At 49.0% G+C, this 16373-nt stretch carries 17 protein-coding genes; 3 read left to right on the forward strand and 14 right to left on the reverse strand.

Annotation, left to right across the window (positions count from 1 at the left end):
* Positions 1–14: 14 nt before the first annotated feature.
* A complete protein-coding gene (locus DMN77_RS04565; protein WP_179013735.1) occupies positions 15–1385 on the reverse strand; it encodes a class I SAM-dependent rRNA methyltransferase in 1371 nt (456 codons plus the stop codon).
* A 424-nt stretch (positions 1386–1809) separates the two neighbouring features.
* Between DMN77_RS04565 and DMN77_RS04570 the strand changes: the two genes are divergently transcribed.
* Positions 1810–2787 carry a Na/Pi cotransporter family protein gene (locus DMN77_RS04570; RefSeq protein ID WP_068782110.1) on the forward strand — a complete coding sequence of 326 codons (978 nt, stop codon included), beginning with the start codon at positions 1810–1812 and terminating at the stop codon, positions 2785–2787.
* A gap of 10 nt (positions 2788–2797) precedes the next feature.
* Here DMN77_RS04570 and DMN77_RS04575 read toward each other — a convergent pair whose 3' ends face one another.
* The 7 genes from DMN77_RS04575 to DMN77_RS04605 form a co-directional block, all read right to left on the reverse strand.
* Positions 2798–3232 carry an NUDIX hydrolase gene (locus DMN77_RS04575; protein WP_068782111.1) on the reverse strand — a complete coding sequence of 145 codons (435 nt, stop codon included), beginning with the start codon at positions 3230–3232 and terminating at the stop codon, positions 2798–2800.
* 139 nt (positions 3233–3371) lie between these two features.
* Positions 3372–4712, reverse strand: a complete 1341-nt coding sequence (gene mtaB / locus DMN77_RS04580; protein ID WP_179013737.1) for a tRNA (N(6)-L-threonylcarbamoyladenosine(37)-C(2))-methylthiotransferase MtaB — start codon at positions 4710–4712, stop codon at positions 3372–3374.
* Positions 4713–4714: 2 nt separating this feature from the next.
* Positions 4715–5479 (reverse strand): RsmE family RNA methyltransferase, encoded by a 765-nt coding sequence (locus DMN77_RS04585; protein WP_179013738.1) that lies wholly within the window; start codon positions 5477–5479, stop codon positions 4715–4717.
* 187 nt (positions 5480–5666) lie between these two features.
* Positions 5667–6359 (reverse strand): site-2 protease family protein, encoded by a 693-nt coding sequence (locus DMN77_RS04590; protein WP_179013740.1) that lies wholly within the window; start codon positions 6357–6359, stop codon positions 5667–5669.
* Positions 6360–6363: 4 nt separating this feature from the next.
* The gene (prmA, locus tag DMN77_RS04595) at positions 6364–7332 is read right to left on the reverse strand and encodes a 50S ribosomal protein L11 methyltransferase (protein WP_179013741.1); all 969 of its coding nucleotides are present in this window, start codon (positions 7330–7332) and stop codon (positions 6364–6366) included.
* 109 nt (positions 7333–7441) lie between these two features.
* Positions 7442–7621, reverse strand: coding sequence for a YfhD family protein (locus tag DMN77_RS04600; protein WP_256872235.1), 180 nt, complete (start codon positions 7619–7621; stop codon positions 7442–7444).
* A 68-nt stretch (positions 7622–7689) separates the two neighbouring features.
* The gene (locus DMN77_RS04605) at positions 7690–8052 is read right to left on the reverse strand and encodes a hypothetical protein (protein ID WP_068782528.1); all 363 of its coding nucleotides are present in this window, start codon (positions 8050–8052) and stop codon (positions 7690–7692) included.
* A 189-nt stretch (positions 8053–8241) separates the two neighbouring features.
* Between DMN77_RS04605 and DMN77_RS04610 the strand changes: the two genes are divergently transcribed.
* Together DMN77_RS04610 and DMN77_RS04615 are read left to right on the forward strand one after the other, a co-directional pair.
* The gene (locus tag DMN77_RS04610; protein ID WP_068782117.1) at positions 8242–8697 is read left to right on the forward strand and encodes a hypothetical protein; all 456 of its coding nucleotides are present in this window, start codon (positions 8242–8244) and stop codon (positions 8695–8697) included.
* A gap of 4 nt (positions 8698–8701) precedes the next feature.
* A complete protein-coding gene (locus tag DMN77_RS04615) occupies positions 8702–8989 on the forward strand; it encodes a YxcD family protein (RefSeq protein WP_068782118.1) in 288 nt (95 codons plus the stop codon).
* 364 nt (positions 8990–9353) lie between these two features.
* Here DMN77_RS04615 and dnaJ read toward each other — a convergent pair whose 3' ends face one another.
* The 6 genes from dnaJ to hemW form a co-directional block, all read right to left on the reverse strand.
* Positions 9354–10472, reverse strand: coding sequence for a molecular chaperone DnaJ (gene dnaJ, locus DMN77_RS04620; RefSeq protein WP_068782119.1), 1119 nt, complete (start codon positions 10470–10472; stop codon positions 9354–9356).
* A gap of 159 nt (positions 10473–10631) precedes the next feature.
* Complete coding sequence (dnaK, locus tag DMN77_RS04625) at positions 10632–12467, reverse strand: molecular chaperone DnaK (protein WP_068782120.1); 1836 nt, start codon at positions 12465–12467, stop codon at positions 10632–10634.
* A gap of 92 nt (positions 12468–12559) precedes the next feature.
* Complete coding sequence (gene grpE, locus DMN77_RS04630) at positions 12560–13162, reverse strand: nucleotide exchange factor GrpE (RefSeq protein ID WP_179013743.1); 603 nt, start codon at positions 13160–13162, stop codon at positions 12560–12562.
* A 33-nt stretch (positions 13163–13195) separates the two neighbouring features.
* On the reverse strand, positions 13196–14233 hold the full coding sequence (gene hrcA / locus DMN77_RS04635) for a heat-inducible transcriptional repressor HrcA (protein WP_179013744.1): 1038 nt from the start codon (positions 14231–14233) through the stop codon (positions 13196–13198).
* 106 nt (positions 14234–14339) lie between these two features.
* Entirely contained in the window at positions 14340–14807 is a 468-nt protein-coding gene (locus DMN77_RS04640; RefSeq protein ID WP_068782122.1) for an N-acetyltransferase, read from the reverse strand.
* A 185-nt stretch (positions 14808–14992) separates the two neighbouring features.
* A complete protein-coding gene (gene hemW / locus DMN77_RS04645) occupies positions 14993–16183 on the reverse strand; it encodes a radical SAM family heme chaperone HemW (protein ID WP_068782530.1) in 1191 nt (396 codons plus the stop codon).
* Positions 16184–16373: the final 190 nt, after the last annotated feature.

A 16373-nucleotide genomic window follows, 5' to 3' on the forward strand; every position in this document is an offset into this window, starting at 1 on the left:
TCCTGAAGGAGGGCTTAAAAGGTTTTGCTGCGGACTTCGAAAATCGCAAATTTGAGATAATGCCCTTCATCAACGCCAAGGATTTGCGGATGGTCTTTGCCCGCAGCGCGCCACTCGACGAGCCGCAATATTTTGCCGGCATCAGCAGCTGCATCCTGGATCGTCTGGAGAAATAAATCCGGACGCATATGGTAAGAACAGCTGGCCGTAACCAGATAGCCACCCTCATTTACCAGCTTCAGCCCTTGCAGATTAATCTCCTTATACCCACGGCAAGCGCCTTTCACTGCCGATCTCGTCTTGGCAAATGCCGGAGGATCGAGAATAACGACATCCCAGGTCCTTCCGCCTCCTGCCGTCATTGGCACGGAAGTGTCTACCTTGCCTTCCTTCAAGGCGCGGCGGGTTCGCTCATCCATCCCTTTGGCCTGACTGCGCAGGTAATCAAAGGCATCAGCAACAACAAATTCAACACGATCCGTAAATCCGTTCAGTTCGACATTCACTCTTGCGCTCTCAATCGCGTGCTCGGAAATATCGAGACAGGTTACTTTTTTGGCACCGTATTTGCATGCATGAAGCGTAAAGCTTCCGGTATGAGAGAAGCACTCCAGTACAGTAGCTCCATCCCAATACGGGAAGGTTACTACTTTGCCTTTGGAGTTAACCGGCAGAAGCTTAGGCTCTTCTCCAAGCTCGGCAATCTCCTTCAGCTCAATCCCGTTCCGTCTTCCCCATCCGGTCATTATCGGCTTAATCGAAGCCCGATTCTCACGCTGATCGAAGAAATATCCCGTCTTCTGCCCTTGCTCGATATCCACCTTAATCTTTAGGCCATTCTCGAGGATCGTTACATAACGAGGCGCATCTCCATATAACGGACCCTTCACCTGCTCAAGGCCTTCCATCTCCCGTACGGATACATCGCTTCGTTCGTATATAGCAGTCGGCCCCAGCACCTTGACCAGCGCCTCAACAATCGCCTCCCGGCAATGATCCATGCCAAGCGTCAACAGCTGCACGACAAGCACATCCGCGAAGCGATCTACGATCAGACCCGGCAGGAAGTCCGCTTCACCATAGACAAGTCGGTAAGAATCTCCATCTACAAATCTCTGTCTATGGTTCAAGCATTCGCTGAATCGCGCGGCGAAGAAATCGACATCCATCCTCTCCAGCGGCAGGTAGGATACAGCACGCACCGTAATTTGTGAAGCTGGATTGTAGTAGCCGGAAGCGAGGAACTTGCGTCGGTGGTCATAAATTTGCACCAGACTGCCCGGCTGTGGCTCCCCCTCCACAAGCTCGATTTCATTTTTATACACCCAAGGATGTCCTTGCTCCAAGCGCTTTTTACGGCTTTTGTGTAATATAACGGATGCCATCTGCGTCCACTCCTTCATTGATTTCAAATCATTATGTCTGGCTCTCTAGCCAATAATCAGACCTTTACAGTTATCCCCTCAGGGGCATGGATGTCCCAGCGTCGGCATATAAGTAACTTGTACACCTGTTGTTCGCTTATCAACACCGAAGCGTATGCTTCGATATGCGTTTTTTGCAAAAACGCTTCAGTTGGATAAAGCCAGGGACTGAGGAGCACAGCTATACGTTTTCGCAGAAAACGACCTCAGAAGCATTTGCTTGTTGTGGGTACGTGAGCACCTGAAATGTTTCCGGAGGAAGCATGACTTCGTAAGCAATTGCTTAGGTCCCGGCTGAATCCAAATTTCGATGCCGAGTCTACTCCCAGGTATACCTCGTGCTCAAAAGCGGACTTTTTGAACTACCTCTAAAGGGGGAAGCCGGATGGTACATGATCTAATACTCCCAGTCACTCTAGGACTCGCCCTCTTCCTGTTCGGAATGAAGCTGATGGAAGCGGCGCTCCATGCCTGGGCCGGTCCAAGGCTGATCAAGCTGCTGCATACATCAACGAAGACGCCATGGGCCGGACTCTTGTCGAGCACCTTCATTACCGCAGTTCTCCAAAGCAGCACAGCCATGACCGTAATGACGATCGGGCTGGTTAACGCGGGGCTGCTGTCTTATGCCCGAACGCTCGGCATCATCCTTGGTGGTAATATCGGCACATGCCTAACCACCGAGCTGATCGCGCTTGATATTTCCAGCTACGGGCTTCCGCTTCTGACGCTATCTCTGCTGCTATGGGCAGCTGCGGTGATGGGCGAGGAATACAGCCCGGGCGGGTACGCCAGCCGCAGGCTTCATTTTCTGCGTCCGCTGCAATATGGTTCACTGGCGCTGGCAGGCTTCAGCCTGATTATGATCGCGATACGCTGGATGCAATCGATTGGCCCACAGCTTGAGGCTTACGGAATTATCGACCGTCTGCTGGACCATGCCGGGGACAGCCTGATATGGGGCGCGCTCGCAGGGGCTGCGGTAACCGCTCTGATCCATAGCAGCGCGGCAGCGATTGCCATGACAATGGGTCTTGTCTCCAGCGGTGCACTGCCTGTTCCATTAGGGATTGCCATGGTGATTGGCTCCAATGTAGGCACCTGTGTTACCGCTTTGATCGCTTCTATCGGCGGCACCAAGTCGGGTAAATTCGTGGCCTTGTCCCATGTCATCCTTAACTTGGCTGGAGCATTATTATTTCTGCCCTTCGTATCTCTGCTGCAGACAGCAGTCTCCTGGGTAACCAACGATGCCGCCGTACAAATCGCCCATTCTCAGACCTTGTTCAATGTAATCAGTTCATTGCTTGCCCTGCCATTTTGTTACTTACCGCTATGGAGCAGGCTTGACTCTAAGGCATAGAGTGGCTGGATTATACCCCTGATACACCAAGCAGCTTTAATGCCTTTTCCAATATAAAATCGTTGTTATCGTAGCCCAATTTCCGCTGCTTCTCCCAAGCATCCAGCGGATCATACCAAGCGACACTGCGAATTTCCTCAAGCTGAGGCCGAAGATCGCCGCCCTTGCTCTCGACCAGGTAATAATGAACCTCTTTGTCCACGGGTCCCCAGGTGGGGTGGGAATAAGTATACGCGATAATGTCGATTAACTGATCGATCCGGCCAATGATGCCGGTCTCTTCGCGAATTTCACGGAGTGCTGTCTGTTCCACGGTCTCGCCTCTTTCCCGTTTGCCCTTGGCGAACGATAGCTTGCCATAGCGATCGGTAATAAGCTGAATTTGCAAATGTCCGCCGCTCGTTCTATATACGACACCCCCAGCGGATATCTGTTTATATGACATCACTGAACCTCCTTTACTCCAACTCCACAGAAGAATATTTTACGGTATGAACCCTCTCTAAATTAACAACAAGGATTTCTTCCCTGCCCAAACAGGGAGAAATCCTTGTGTTCATGTAATATAAGTAGAACAGGCACAGCTAAGCCAGAGCTTGAATCGAATCGTCGAGGACACGTACCAGCACGCCTTCGCTTGTGTTGGCGTCCGCTTTGGTTAACTTAACCCGGCATAGCTTACCGATCATATCCTGCGAACCCGGGAAGCGGATTTGCAAATAATTATCGGCGAACCCTGTTAAATGCCCATCTGCAGCCAAAGCCTCCAAATCCCGTTCAGGGATGACATCAAGAACTTGACCTGTAAAATTCTCAGCATAGGCTAGCTGCATGGTCTCCGACAACTCGATCAGTTCCTGTACCCGGGCGTGCTTAATCTCTTCATCAACTTGATCTTCCATCTTTGCAGCCGGTGTACCTGTCCGGGTAGAATACGGGAATACGTGCATTTCCGAGAAGCCGATACGCTTCAACGTCTCGTAACCGTCGCGGAACATTTCCTCTGTCTCACCAGGGAAACCTACAATTACATCTGTAGTAATCGCTACGTCCGGCATAAACTCGCGGATCCGTTTAATCTTTTGTTCGAATTCCGCCACTGTATATTTGCGGCGCATCCGCTTCAATACGTCGTCGTTGCCGGCCTGGATCGGAATATGGAAATGCCGGCACATCTTCTCGGAACCCTCCAGTACCTCCAGCATCCGCTCATCGATCTGACTCGCTTCGATCGAACTAATCCGAATTCGGCCAAGCCCTTCGATCTTATCCAGATCCCACAGCAAATCAGGCAGTTTGTAGTCCTCCAGATCATCACCATATCCGCCGGTATGAATCCCGGTTAATACGATCTCATTATATCCGGCTGCGACCAGCTGACGCGCTTGATTAACAACGCTTTGCGGATCACGGCTGCGGGATAAGCCACGAGCCCAAGGAATAATGCAGAAGGTGCAGAAATTGTTGCAGCCCTCCTGGATCTTCAGAAAAGCACGGGTATGGTCGGCGAAGCTCGGAACATCCAGCTCCTCAAATTCACGAGTCTTCATAATATTGCGCACTGCATTAATCGGCTCCCGCTGTGCTCTGATCTGATTCACATAAGGAATAATCTTCTCGCGGTCCTGATTGCCGATCACAAGATCGACGCCGGGAATATCCATAATCTCTGCAGGAGAAGTTTGGGCATAACATCCGGTGACCGCGATAATCGCGTTCGGATTGCGCCGTACGGCACGCCGAATAATCTGTCTGCTCTTCTTGTCGCCCGTATTGGTGACAGTACAAGTATTGATCAGATACACGTCCGCCGTCTGTTCAAAGTCGACTTGCTCATAGCCCTCATTTTTGAACATTTGCCAGATCGCTTCTGTATCATAAAAGTTCACTTTACAACCCAAGGTATAAAATGCAACGGATGGCATTCTCAAGCTCCTCCCATTTCTCCAGATTCATACATGATGCATGTCAGGGCGGCCATTGCCGCCGTCTCCGTCCGCAGTATACGACGTCCAAGGCCGATAGATGCTGCTCCTGCTTCAACAGCCGCCGTCACCTCAGCCTCCGAGTAGCCGCCTTCCGCCCCGACTACAACTGCTATTCTATAAGTGTTACCTGTCTCAAGCCCCGCGACAAAAGGCCGCAGTGCACCGCGCAGCCCCTGACCATCCTCTTGCTCGTAACACAAGCACACCAGGTCAAAATCTGCGAGAGCAGCGAGTAATTCCTTCCAGGATACAGATGCCATAACGGCAGGAATTGTACTGCGATGGGCCTGTTCTGCGGCCTCCTTCGCGATTTTGCGCCAGCGCTGAATGCGCTTTTCTTCTTTTTTCATATCATATTGGACCACCGTGCGCTCCGAAATAAATGGCAGAAAAGCCGCCGCACCAATCTCGGTGCATTTCTGAATCACGGTTTCCATCTTGTCGCCTTTCGGCAAACTCTGAGCAATCGTGACTTGAAGCCATGGCTCCCCAGCAGGCTCTAGCTGGCTAACGATCTCAGCTTCGACCTCGCCTGGTTCAATCGAGATAATCTTAACTAACGCTTCCCGGGATACCCCATCGCTAACGATGAATTCGTCTCCGGGCTTGGAACGCATTACCTTCCCGATATGCCGGGCATCGTCGCCAGTGATAACAACCTGCTGCTCGCCGAACTGCTCAGACTCAATGAAATAACGCTGCATTCCTTATCATTCCTCAGCTTAATATGCGTGGTTCATAAACCCCTTCAAATTACCATTGTCCATCATACAACTTTTAATACAGGCTTTCCAGTCTATAATGAAGCCCTCCAGCACACTGTAAGCTCGATATCGAACCTGCTTCATGTTTGGCATCTCAATCCAAATTGAACCTTTTGGTCCATTTCTATTACCGATAGAAGAGCATATTGAAGAAAGATATAATATTCCCCGACCACGAATACGCCAAATTATAGAGTGGTGCGATCGTGTAACGCTGCATGAAGGGAACAACAAGTATAACTAAAAAGATAATAATAGACCAGCTCTCAAACTGCTGCAGCTTGCCAAGCATCCGGCGTGGCACTATATCCTCCAGGATACGATAGCCATCCAGCGGAGGCAGTGGAATCAGATTGAACAAGAACAGGAAGAAGTTCATATAGATGAACATTCCGAAAAAAGTATGAAGAGCGATCGAAATTTTGCTGTTTCCGTCCATTAACAGATGAGGGATAACCCCAAATCGAAGCAGCACCACGTAAATAAAAGCGCCGAGAATCCCGAGCATCAAATTGCTAAGCGGGCCAGCGATTGAGACGACAACCCCCATCGTACGCGGCTTGCTGAAGTTGTCCCGATTGACGGGAACCGGTCTTGCCCAGCCGAATCCGGCGATCAGGAGCAATATAATCCCCAACAGGTCGAAATGCACCGCAGGGTTCAAGGTGACTCTACCCAGCAATTTTGCCGTAGGATCACCGAATTTATTAGCGAAATAAGCATGTGAAAATTCATGTACCGTAAACGCAATTAATAAAGTGATAAGAAAAAAAGGAAGCTGGTCTAGCGGGACACGTAAAACCTGATTCAGAAAATCCATAAATCTACCTCTTTCTCGCGACAATTGCGACCCAGTCTTCTTCCCGCGCCGTTTTCTCAATGTCGAATCCAGCCGTTACGAGCGCCTCCTGTACAATTTGCTCTTTATTCTTGTAAATTCCTGATGCAATATAATAGCCGCCTGGCTGCAGGGCTTCGTATACATCTTCAATGAAGAGCAGTATAATCTCGGCCAAAATATTCGCAACCACAACACGAACCGGCAGCTTAACGTCCAGCTTGAACTGCTCGCCCTGCTTCAGAACTGAGAGCAGATCACTCTCGACAACTTGAATGCGTTCCTCAAGCTGATTCAGCTTTGTATTCTCCATCGCGCTTGTTACTGCAATCGGATCAAGGTCCAAGGCCAGCACTCGGGAAGCCCCTAACTGACAAGCCCCAATCGCTAAAATACCAGAGCCTGTTCCCACATCAATCACCTCGTCCCCTTCCTGGATTACTCCTTCCAAGGTACGCAAGCATAGTGAAGTGGTTGGATGTGTGCCTGTTCCAAAGGCCATTCCTGGATCAAGTTCAATAATCTTCTCATCTGAGGATTGTGGTATATACTCTTCCCAGGTCGGTTTAATCGTCAGCTTATCCGACACGCGCAGCGGCTTGAAATACTGCTTCCAGTTGTTCGCCCAATCATCCTCATGTACATCTCTGACTGTAATTTCGGCCTTGCCCGGATCAATCTTAAAAGCACGAAGCTCTTCCGTACGTTCCTTCACTTGCTTTATAACCTCATCCATGTCAGAGCCCTGTGCAAAGTAACCGCTCAGCTTCGCTTCACCTTCAGGAATATCATTAGGCGGAATCTCGAACCATTGCCCAAGCGATGTATCTCTAGGCTTGCTGTTGTCAACATGCTCCTCAATCGTCACCCCGCCGGCCCCGGCCTCATGCAGAAAGTTAGAGACCATTTCCACAGCTTCCTCAGTAGTATGTATAGTAAGTTCTTTCCAGATCATCGTATGATTTCCTCCTTAGCATTCATGCATAAGATTTATTGTACTATAGAATGTGGCAAGTTGACAAAAAAGCCGCTTACGCGGCTTTTCGGATAGTATTCTATGGACGTTATGGATTCAATTTCTTGCGATGCTGCATCCGTGCATCCGCTCGTTCACTCCGCTCCAACGCTTCCCAATCTTCCTGATCGGCCTGCTCTTCGGAGAATTCCACATCTTCATAATGACCTTCCGCTCCTGCAGAAGCAGGACTCTTCCTATGATTATGACCCGATTGCGAGTGATTCAAATCCAATCCCTCCTTCTCGTGAATTCTCATATGGCTTTTTATCATACTTGGTCAGCCTTCCTCTTGCGTTAGATCAAGCCTCCGGCTTCCTCAACAATACGAAGGGCCTGGTGATGTATGCTCTCATCCACAACGGCCGTAAGCAGAATATCATGGCCTGTAGGACCTCCCTGCCCGCCATGGCTCATCCCGCTATTGGAGGGATCAGCGGCGTATAGCACCCCACTGGAGTGGGCTAGATCAGAGCCATGTGTCATCGCCGGCATCCCCGTGCGGTCTGCCAAGGATTGAAACAGACCCGAGTTCTGTTCAGAGTAGCGGCTGAACCGATCGACCGATACTTCAAGCGCCCTTAAAGCATTCAATTTTCGGGCAACGCCCTCCGCTTCTTCCGGACTCTTGAAATAGGCCAAAATATTTTTCTCACCCATACCAATACCTGCCTCTCCTTCCGGCTGATCCGGCAAATCAGGAACCCTGCAAATCAATGCAGTTTCCTTGAAGTTTTATCATGTATTTCGCGAATCTTTTTTATGCAAATATTAATTAAAATTTGAAACCCATGTCCCATTCTCACGTATTACTTAAATATCTAGTTTACAGGAGGGTATCTACTAAACATGTTGAAGAAAATGATGATGATCGTGATGGCGTTTACGCTGCTAATTGCCTTCACAAGTCCTGACTCGGCCGATGCAAGACGTGGTGGCGGTTTCAAATCGGGACCAAGAACTTATTCGCCAACACCCAAAAAGGCAACAACCAATAATTATAAGAAGTCAGACACGACGACCAATAATAAAATGTCGGGCACTACAAACGGAATGAACAGCAACCGCGGATTTTTTAGCGGCGGCAGCTTTATGAAAGGACTGATGGTAGGCGGCCTGGCCGGAATGCTGTTTGGCGGCGTATTCGGCAACATGGGCTTCCTTGGCAACATGCTGGGTATGGCGGTTAACCTTCTGGCCATCTACTTCATCATTATGATTGTAGTCTCCTTATTCCAGCGTTTCAGGAAGAAGCCTCAACACCCGGGCGGACCCGATGATTATGATCGTGGAGGAAGGTACTAATTACATGGTTCTCAGCATGGATGAAATTATCAATGCCGTTTGCCTCCATACCGCCGAAAGAACCGGCGTTCGTCCCACCGACGTTCAAGTCGAACTCAGCTGGGATGAGGAGTACGGATACAGCGGAGAGATTTGGGTGAACGGCCGCAGCCGGTATATCGTCGAGTTGAATATTATCGAAGCGATCATGCAATATGTATATCGTGAATATGGAATTCGCGCTTTCCGCGATGACATTAAGCTGGACCTGGAAGAAGAGATTACAGCGATAATCCAGGAAGCTACGTATTGAGACCAAATCCCAAAAGCACTAAGACAATCTTAGTGCTTTTTTATATCCGGAAATTTGATTAACAAAAAATATTTATAGTTAATTTACCGCTTAAAGAGAATTCTCCTTCAAAAAGTTATTATTGATATGAGAGTAGCCACAAAAAGGAGATGGACTATGGACGCTAATACTCGTGTCGTTTCGGAAGAGGAACCCTTCGCTAGAGTCTCGGAAAGATGGGCTGACCCCAACGATAAGAACGATTTCCTATATCCATCCCCTCTTATCTGAAGATGTACTTGTCTGTCCCTAAGAAAAAGGACTCTCCTACAGCCATTTGAAAATGGTCTGCAAGAAAGCCCCCTTGTACTTTTATATGAAAGGATCAGTCTCCACGAAATGCCTTCTTCATGCGATCAAAAAAGGACTGCTCATTCTCATGCGTCTGCTCTCCGCTAAGCGATGCGAATTGACGCAGCAACTCCTTCTGTTCGTCGTTCAGCTTGCTTGGAGTAATGACCACGACTTTGACATGCTGATCGCCCTGGCCGACTCCACGCAATCTAGGAACACCTTTGCCTTTTAGACGGAAGAAAGTCCCTGTCTGCGTGCCGGCAGGTATTTTCAGCTTCACTTTCTCGCTCAAGGTCGGAATCTCAATCTCATCGCCGAGGGCGGCCTGAGCAAAAGTAAGCGGTACTTCGCAATAAATGTCGTCGCCTTCACGCTCGAAGAAATCATGCGATTTCACATGAATGATAATGTACAAATCGCCGGCAGGGCCTCCGCGAAGCCCGCCTTCCCCTTCACCGGTCATGCGCATTTGTGAACCGTCATCCACACCCGCAGGTATACGGATATGAATCTTGCGCTGCTTCTTCACTTGCCCATTGCCGCCACAGGTTGGGCATTTCTCCTTAATGATCTTGCCCTTGCCGCCGCAGTTGCTGCATGCACGGCGATTGACCATGCGGCCAAACGGCGTGTTTTGTACCACTTCCTGCTGGCCGCTGCCATGGCAGACGGAGCAGGTCTCTGGCTTGGTTCCCGGCTTAGCCCCGGAGCCAAAGCAAGTGTCGCAGCTCTCCGTTCTTGGAATGCGTATATCCATCTCCTTGCCGAAGACGGCTTCCTTGAACTCGATCGTCAGATTGTATTGCAGATCATTTCCTCGCTGCGGCGCATTCGGATCACGGCGGCCTCCGCCGCCAAAGAACATATCAAAGATATCGCCAAAGCCACCGAAATCGCCGCCTTGGAAGCCTCCGCCCATCCCCTGGTTCGGATCAACATGTCCATATTGATCATAACGCGCCCGTTTGCCGCTATCACTCAGAACATCGTAGGCTTCCTTGACCTCTTTAAATTTATCCTCCGCATCGCTCGCCTTGTTTACGTCCGGATGATATTGGCGTGCCAGCTTGCGATATGCTTTCTTGATCTCATCCTCATTGGCGCTCTTGGACACACCAAGCACTTCATAATAATCTCGCTTCTCAGCCATCCTTCCACCCCCGTTATCGCTTGATTGGCGTGCCGAAAGTTCATCTTCCCTTAATCCGGCAAAAGGAAAGTCAAAGCGCGTCAAATGCCCGACACTTTGACCTTCCCATTCACCAAAGCCTATTTCATATCAAAATCGACCTATGAGCAGGCATGATTCTTATTGCTTATCGTCGTCCACAACTTCATAGTCTGCATCCACGACATTATCCTTCTTCGCACCACCAGCTTGCCCTGCATCAGCATCGGCACCTGCTTGCGCCTGTGCTTGCTCGTACAGCTTCACGGACAGCTGTTGAACGATTTCTGTCAATTTCTCAGTAGCCGCTTTGATTGTATCTACATCGTCGCTTTCAACAGCTTTCTTCAGCTCTTCTTTGGCTGCTTCCGCTTTTTCTTTCTCGCCGGCATCGACCTTATCGCCAAGCTCTTTAATGGTCTTGTCAACGCTGTAGATCAATTGGTCAGCCGCATTTTTCGCTTCAACGAGCTCTTTGCGCTTCTTATCTTCTTCCGCATGCAGCTCGGCATCTTTCATCATACGATCGATTTCTTCATCATTCAAGCCGCTGGAGGAAGTGATCGTAATCTTCTGGCTCTTGCCAGTGCCTTTATCCGTTGCGGATACATTAACGATGCCATTGGCATCGATGTCGAAGCTAACTTCGATTTGCGGCACACCGCGTGGAGCAAGCGGAATATCGCCCAGCATAAAGCGTCCCAGCGTCTTGTTGCCAGCGGCCATTTCACGTTCCCCTTGCAGAACGTGAATTTCTACGCTCGGCTGGTTATCCGCATAAGTTGAGAATACCTGCGATTTACTGGTTGGAATCGTTGTATTACGCTCGATCATCTTCGTAAATACGCCACCAGCTGTCTCAATACCGAGGGACAGCGGAGTAACGTCGAGAAGTACTACGTCCTTCACGTCACCGGTCAATACACCAGCTTGAACCGCAGCGCCAAGGGCAACTACTTCATCCGGGTTAACGCCTTTATGAGGCTCTTTGCCGGTTACTTTCTTAATCGCTTCCTGTACTGCAGGAATACGAGTCGATCCACCAACAAGAACTACCTTGTCGAGATCCGCAGGAGTCAAGCCTGCATCGCTCAGCGCACGGCGAGTTGGGCCCATCGTACGTTCAACAAGCTCTTCCGTCAATTCTTCGAACTTAGCACGAGTCAGATTCAACTCCAAGTGTTGAGGCACGCCATCAACAACAGTGATGAACGGCAAGGAGATAGTCGTTGTAAGTACGCCGGACAATTCCTTCTTCGCTTTCTCCGCAGCGTCCTTCAAACGTTGTACTGCCGCTTTGTCCTTGCTCAGGTCGATGCCTTGATCCTTCTTGAATTCAGCAACCAGATAATCGATGATCGCTTGGTCAAAGTCATCGCCGCCCAGATTATTGTCACCACTCGTCGCTTTAACTTCGAAGAAGCCGTCGCCAAGCTCAAGGATGGATACGTCGAACGTACCGCCGCCAAGGTCATAGACGAGGATCGTATGATCTTCCGCTTTTTCCATACCGTAAGCAAGCGCAGCTGCAGTAGGCTCGTTGACGATCCGAAGCACTTCGAGACCCGCAATTTTACCGGCATCTTTAGTCGCTTGACGCTGGCTATCGTTAAAATATGCAGGAACCGTAATAACCGCTTGGGTTACCGGCTGTCCCAGATAAGCCTCCGCATCGGATTTCAGCTTCTGCAAAATGATGGCCGAGATTTCTTGTGGGGTGTAGTCTTTACCATCAATGCTTACTTTATGGTTTGAACCCATATGTCTTTTAATAGAATTGATCGTACGGTCGGGATTTGTGATGGCTTGACGTTTTGCAGTCTCGCCGACGATCCGCTCGCCATCTTTCTTGAAACCTACTACGGAAGGGGTTGTACGCGCACCTTCAGGGTTAGGAATAACAACGGCTTCGCCGCCTTCCATAACTGCTACGCAGGAGTTTGTTGTACCAAGGTCAATACCAATAACTTTACTCATGGGGATATCCTCCTTAAATAGTTCATATCGTAAAAACAGCTTTGCAAATTTAGCAGCTCAATCTTAGCCGCCAGAATGGGTACCCATAGCGATTAACCGCTAACCTTAACCATGGCTGGGCGCAGCACTTTATCCTTGAGCAGATATCCACTCTGAACTTCCTCAACGACGATGCCAGCTTCGTATTCATCCGAATCCACCTGCATGATGGCTTGATGGTATTCTGGATTAAACACTTCGCCGACAGTCTCCATTTTCTTCAACCCTTCGGACTGAAGTACGTTCTCAAATTGGCGGATAATCATCTCAACGCCTTTGGAATATGCGACAACTGCTTCATTGTCACTTACTGTTCCCAAAGCTCTCTCGAAGTTATCGATAACAGGAAGAAGCTCGGAGATCAGCTTGGCTGAAGCATATTTAGCCAGCTCTTCCTTCTCCTTCAGCGTACGGCGGCGGAAATTATCATAATCAGCCTGAACGCGCAAGATCCGCTGCTGCTGCTCTTCCAGTTCAGCCCGAAGGTTATCAAGCTCTACGTTTGCTTCCTCATTCGCAGCGTCGGTTGGCACCGCTTCGGCTTCCGGTGCTGTCTGACCCTCCACCTCATGACTTTGATCTTGATTCACATCCACGCCATGATTCAATTCTTCCTCTTGATTCGTTGCATCTTGAACAGGCTGTTGTTCCTTCAAGATGTCACCTCCTTGACTTACATTCGCTAATAGTTACTTGTCATGCTTTTTGGTAAAAAACTGGGTCAAATTCTTGGACAATATATCCAAAATCGGTATCACCCGAGCATAATCCATCCGGGTAGGTCCCAATATACCAATCGTTCCAACAGATTCACCTTCGATCGCATAGGTTGCAGTAATCAAACTGCAATTAGCAAAGGCATCATGATTAATCTCGGAACCAATGCGCACTTGAATGCCGGTACCTATAGAAGCAGAAGCCAGCATCTTCATTAATGTAGGTGTCTGCTCGAACAGATCAAGGATGTCTTTGATTTTGTCAACATCCCGGAACTCCGGTTGTGTCAGCATGTTCGTAGCTCCGCTAAGGAATAGACGTTGGCCATCCTGCCCGTTGTCGAAGGCTTCATCAAGCACCTTCGTCAGCTCTTCAAAATGCGTCACATAGCGCTGCATTTCCTGGCCAAGCTCATTATACAGAGCAGACTTCAACTTATAGATCGGAACTCCCGTCAATTTGTAATTCAGCAAATTGACGACCTTCTCCATCTCCGAGACTGAGACGCCGGACGGAATCTTCACCGTCTTGTTCTCTACCTGTCCCGTGCTCGTCACAATAATCGCTACCGCCGTATCATCGGACAATGGGAGCAGTTGAAAATGACGCAAAGACGTATGAAAAACTTCCGGCCCAAGCAGGATGGAAGTGTAATTCGTCATATGGGAAAGAATCGTTCCGGCATGCTGGACAACCTGTTCAAGTGCATTTAGCTTTTCCGCAAAGAACATTTTCATTGTAGCGAGTTCTTCAGGAGCAAGCAAATCTAATGGGGACAAGTGGTCCACATAATACCGATAACCCTTATGGGACGGAATACGTCCGGCCGAGGTATGCGGCTGTTCAAGAAACCCCAGCTCCTCAAGATCTGCCATCTCGTTACGGATCGTAGCGGGACTGTACCCGACATCGCCACGTTTGGAGATGCTTCGGGACCCCACTGGTTCCGCAGAGCGAATATAGTCGTCTACTATAGCATTCAAAATCATTCTCTGGCGTTCCGTCAACATGGAAATCCCTCCTAGATCCAAGATTTTGATCAGGCCGTTAGCACTCGATCGAGTCGAGTGCTAAACCCTATTACAAAAATACCAAACCAACCTGACGATTGTCAAGTCAGTCCAGTATCTTGAGTACTGCTATTTCATCGCAAGCATGCTGCTTGGAACAGTTCACGCAATCCGTCCATACTTTCTCCGGGAAGATCTCTTTCTCTACAACATCGAAGCCATTTTTCAAAAAGAAGGAAACCTCATAAGTCAGCGCCATAACCTTCGGTATCCCTTGCGCTCTCGCTTCTTCCACCAATTGCTTAACAAGCATGGAGCCAAGCCCCTGCCCTTTATAGCCTTCGGCGATGCCGAGCGAACGGATCTCCACCAGCTCGTCGCCCAATTTGCAAAGTGATCCGCAACCTACGACAGCTCCATCCACCTCTGTTACCACAAAGTCATTAATCAGCCGTTCCAGCACTTTACGGGAGCGCGGCAGCATAATTCCTTTCCGTGCATAATCATCAATCAGTAAGTATAATTGCTCTACATCCTCAAGTGTTGCTCTTCTGCTTACCGCAACGGCTGGCATAGCTTCTCCCCCTCAAATCCCAACTTCCAATATTTAATACGAATAAATATACATGATGACGTATAAAACTGCAAGAGGGAAAATTCGTTCTATTCTGTGGGCTCTGAGCAATAGCCCATATATAATGAAAGAACAAAGGAAATCGCCAAAATGACGAGATCTTTGTTCTTCATTTGAGCTAATATTTATTTAGGCTCTGTGAGAGTGTCGATAAACTCGGCAAATACCTCATTGCCGAATAAAATCCCTTTTTCACTAAGCCGGTACCCCCCCTCATCCTCATGGCGCTCAAGCAATCCGGATTCGACCATCTTGCGTAAATGACTGCCGAACATATCCTCAAGCTTGACTACAAATTGGGCCTCAAAATCGGCATTACGAATCCCATCCAGCATACGCAGACCAACCATCATGAAGTCCTCCATCGCTTCCTCGCGAGGAACCGTAAACTGATCCAGACGTGGGAGCCGCGTATTCGCCGCTTCTACGTAGGGGTTAACTCCTTTGATGTTAATATGACGCTGGTGGCCTACATATCCGTGCGCTCCAGCCCCAAAGCCATAGTAATCCTCATTTCGCCAATATGTGATGTTATGGCGGCTCTCATAGCCCGGCTTGGCAAAATTGCTGATCTCATACTGCTTATATCCCGCTTCCTTCATCCGCTCCATCAGCAGTAAATACATCTTCAGTTCAGCCTCTTCATCCGGAAGCGGAAGTTGATTCTTCTGATACAGCGTATGGAACAGGGTATTCTCTTCTACCTTCAGGCTGTAGATCGAGTAATGCGGCAGCCCAAGCGCGAGCGCCTTTTGTACACTGTATTCAAGCATCTCCACGGTCTGATTCGGCAGGCCAAACATCAGATCGATCGAGAGATTATGCAGTCCTGCCTTATGGGCATTCTCCAGGCTGCGGTACACATCATCAGTATTGTGAATACGGCCGATTCCGGACAATAGCTCATTCTGGAACGCCTGAACCCCGAAGCTGACCCGATTCACACCGCCCTCACGCATGACCTTTAGCTTCTCCAAATCGGTCGTCCCTGGATTGGCTTCCATCGAGAACTCGATATCCGGTGCAAAGTTTGGAAAATGCTTGCGCACAGAAGCGAGGAAGAACTCCATCTCCTGCGGGTTCAATACGGTAGGCGTGCCTCCACCCACGAAAATGCTGCGAATTTCCTCCGGAGGTGTATGGCTGACGGTAAGCTCCATCTCATGGTCCAATGCCCGCAAATAGTCCATCACCGGTTGGTCCTTCAGCACATACGAATTGAAATCGCAATAGAAGCATTTATTTGTGCAGAAGGGAATATGAATATAAACCGCCTTGGGAGCGGATGATTTCACTTCAATGTCCTGTTCAGGCATTCCTTGTCCTTCATTATTTATTCTATGGTTCACGGCAATGCCTCCTAAATAGTATATGGTTCGAAAAGTCCGCTTTTAATAAGAAATCTGATCCAAGCCATTCAAGGCTGATCGACTGTGATTCAAAGGCAGCTCTCTCTTTATGCTCGCTTATAAGTCAAAAGGAAAGCCCGAAGGCTTCCCCCTATTG

This window comes from Paenibacillus sp. 79R4, assembly GCF_013393165.1.
Classification (GTDB): domain Bacteria; phylum Bacillota; class Bacilli; order Paenibacillales; family Paenibacillaceae; genus Fontibacillus.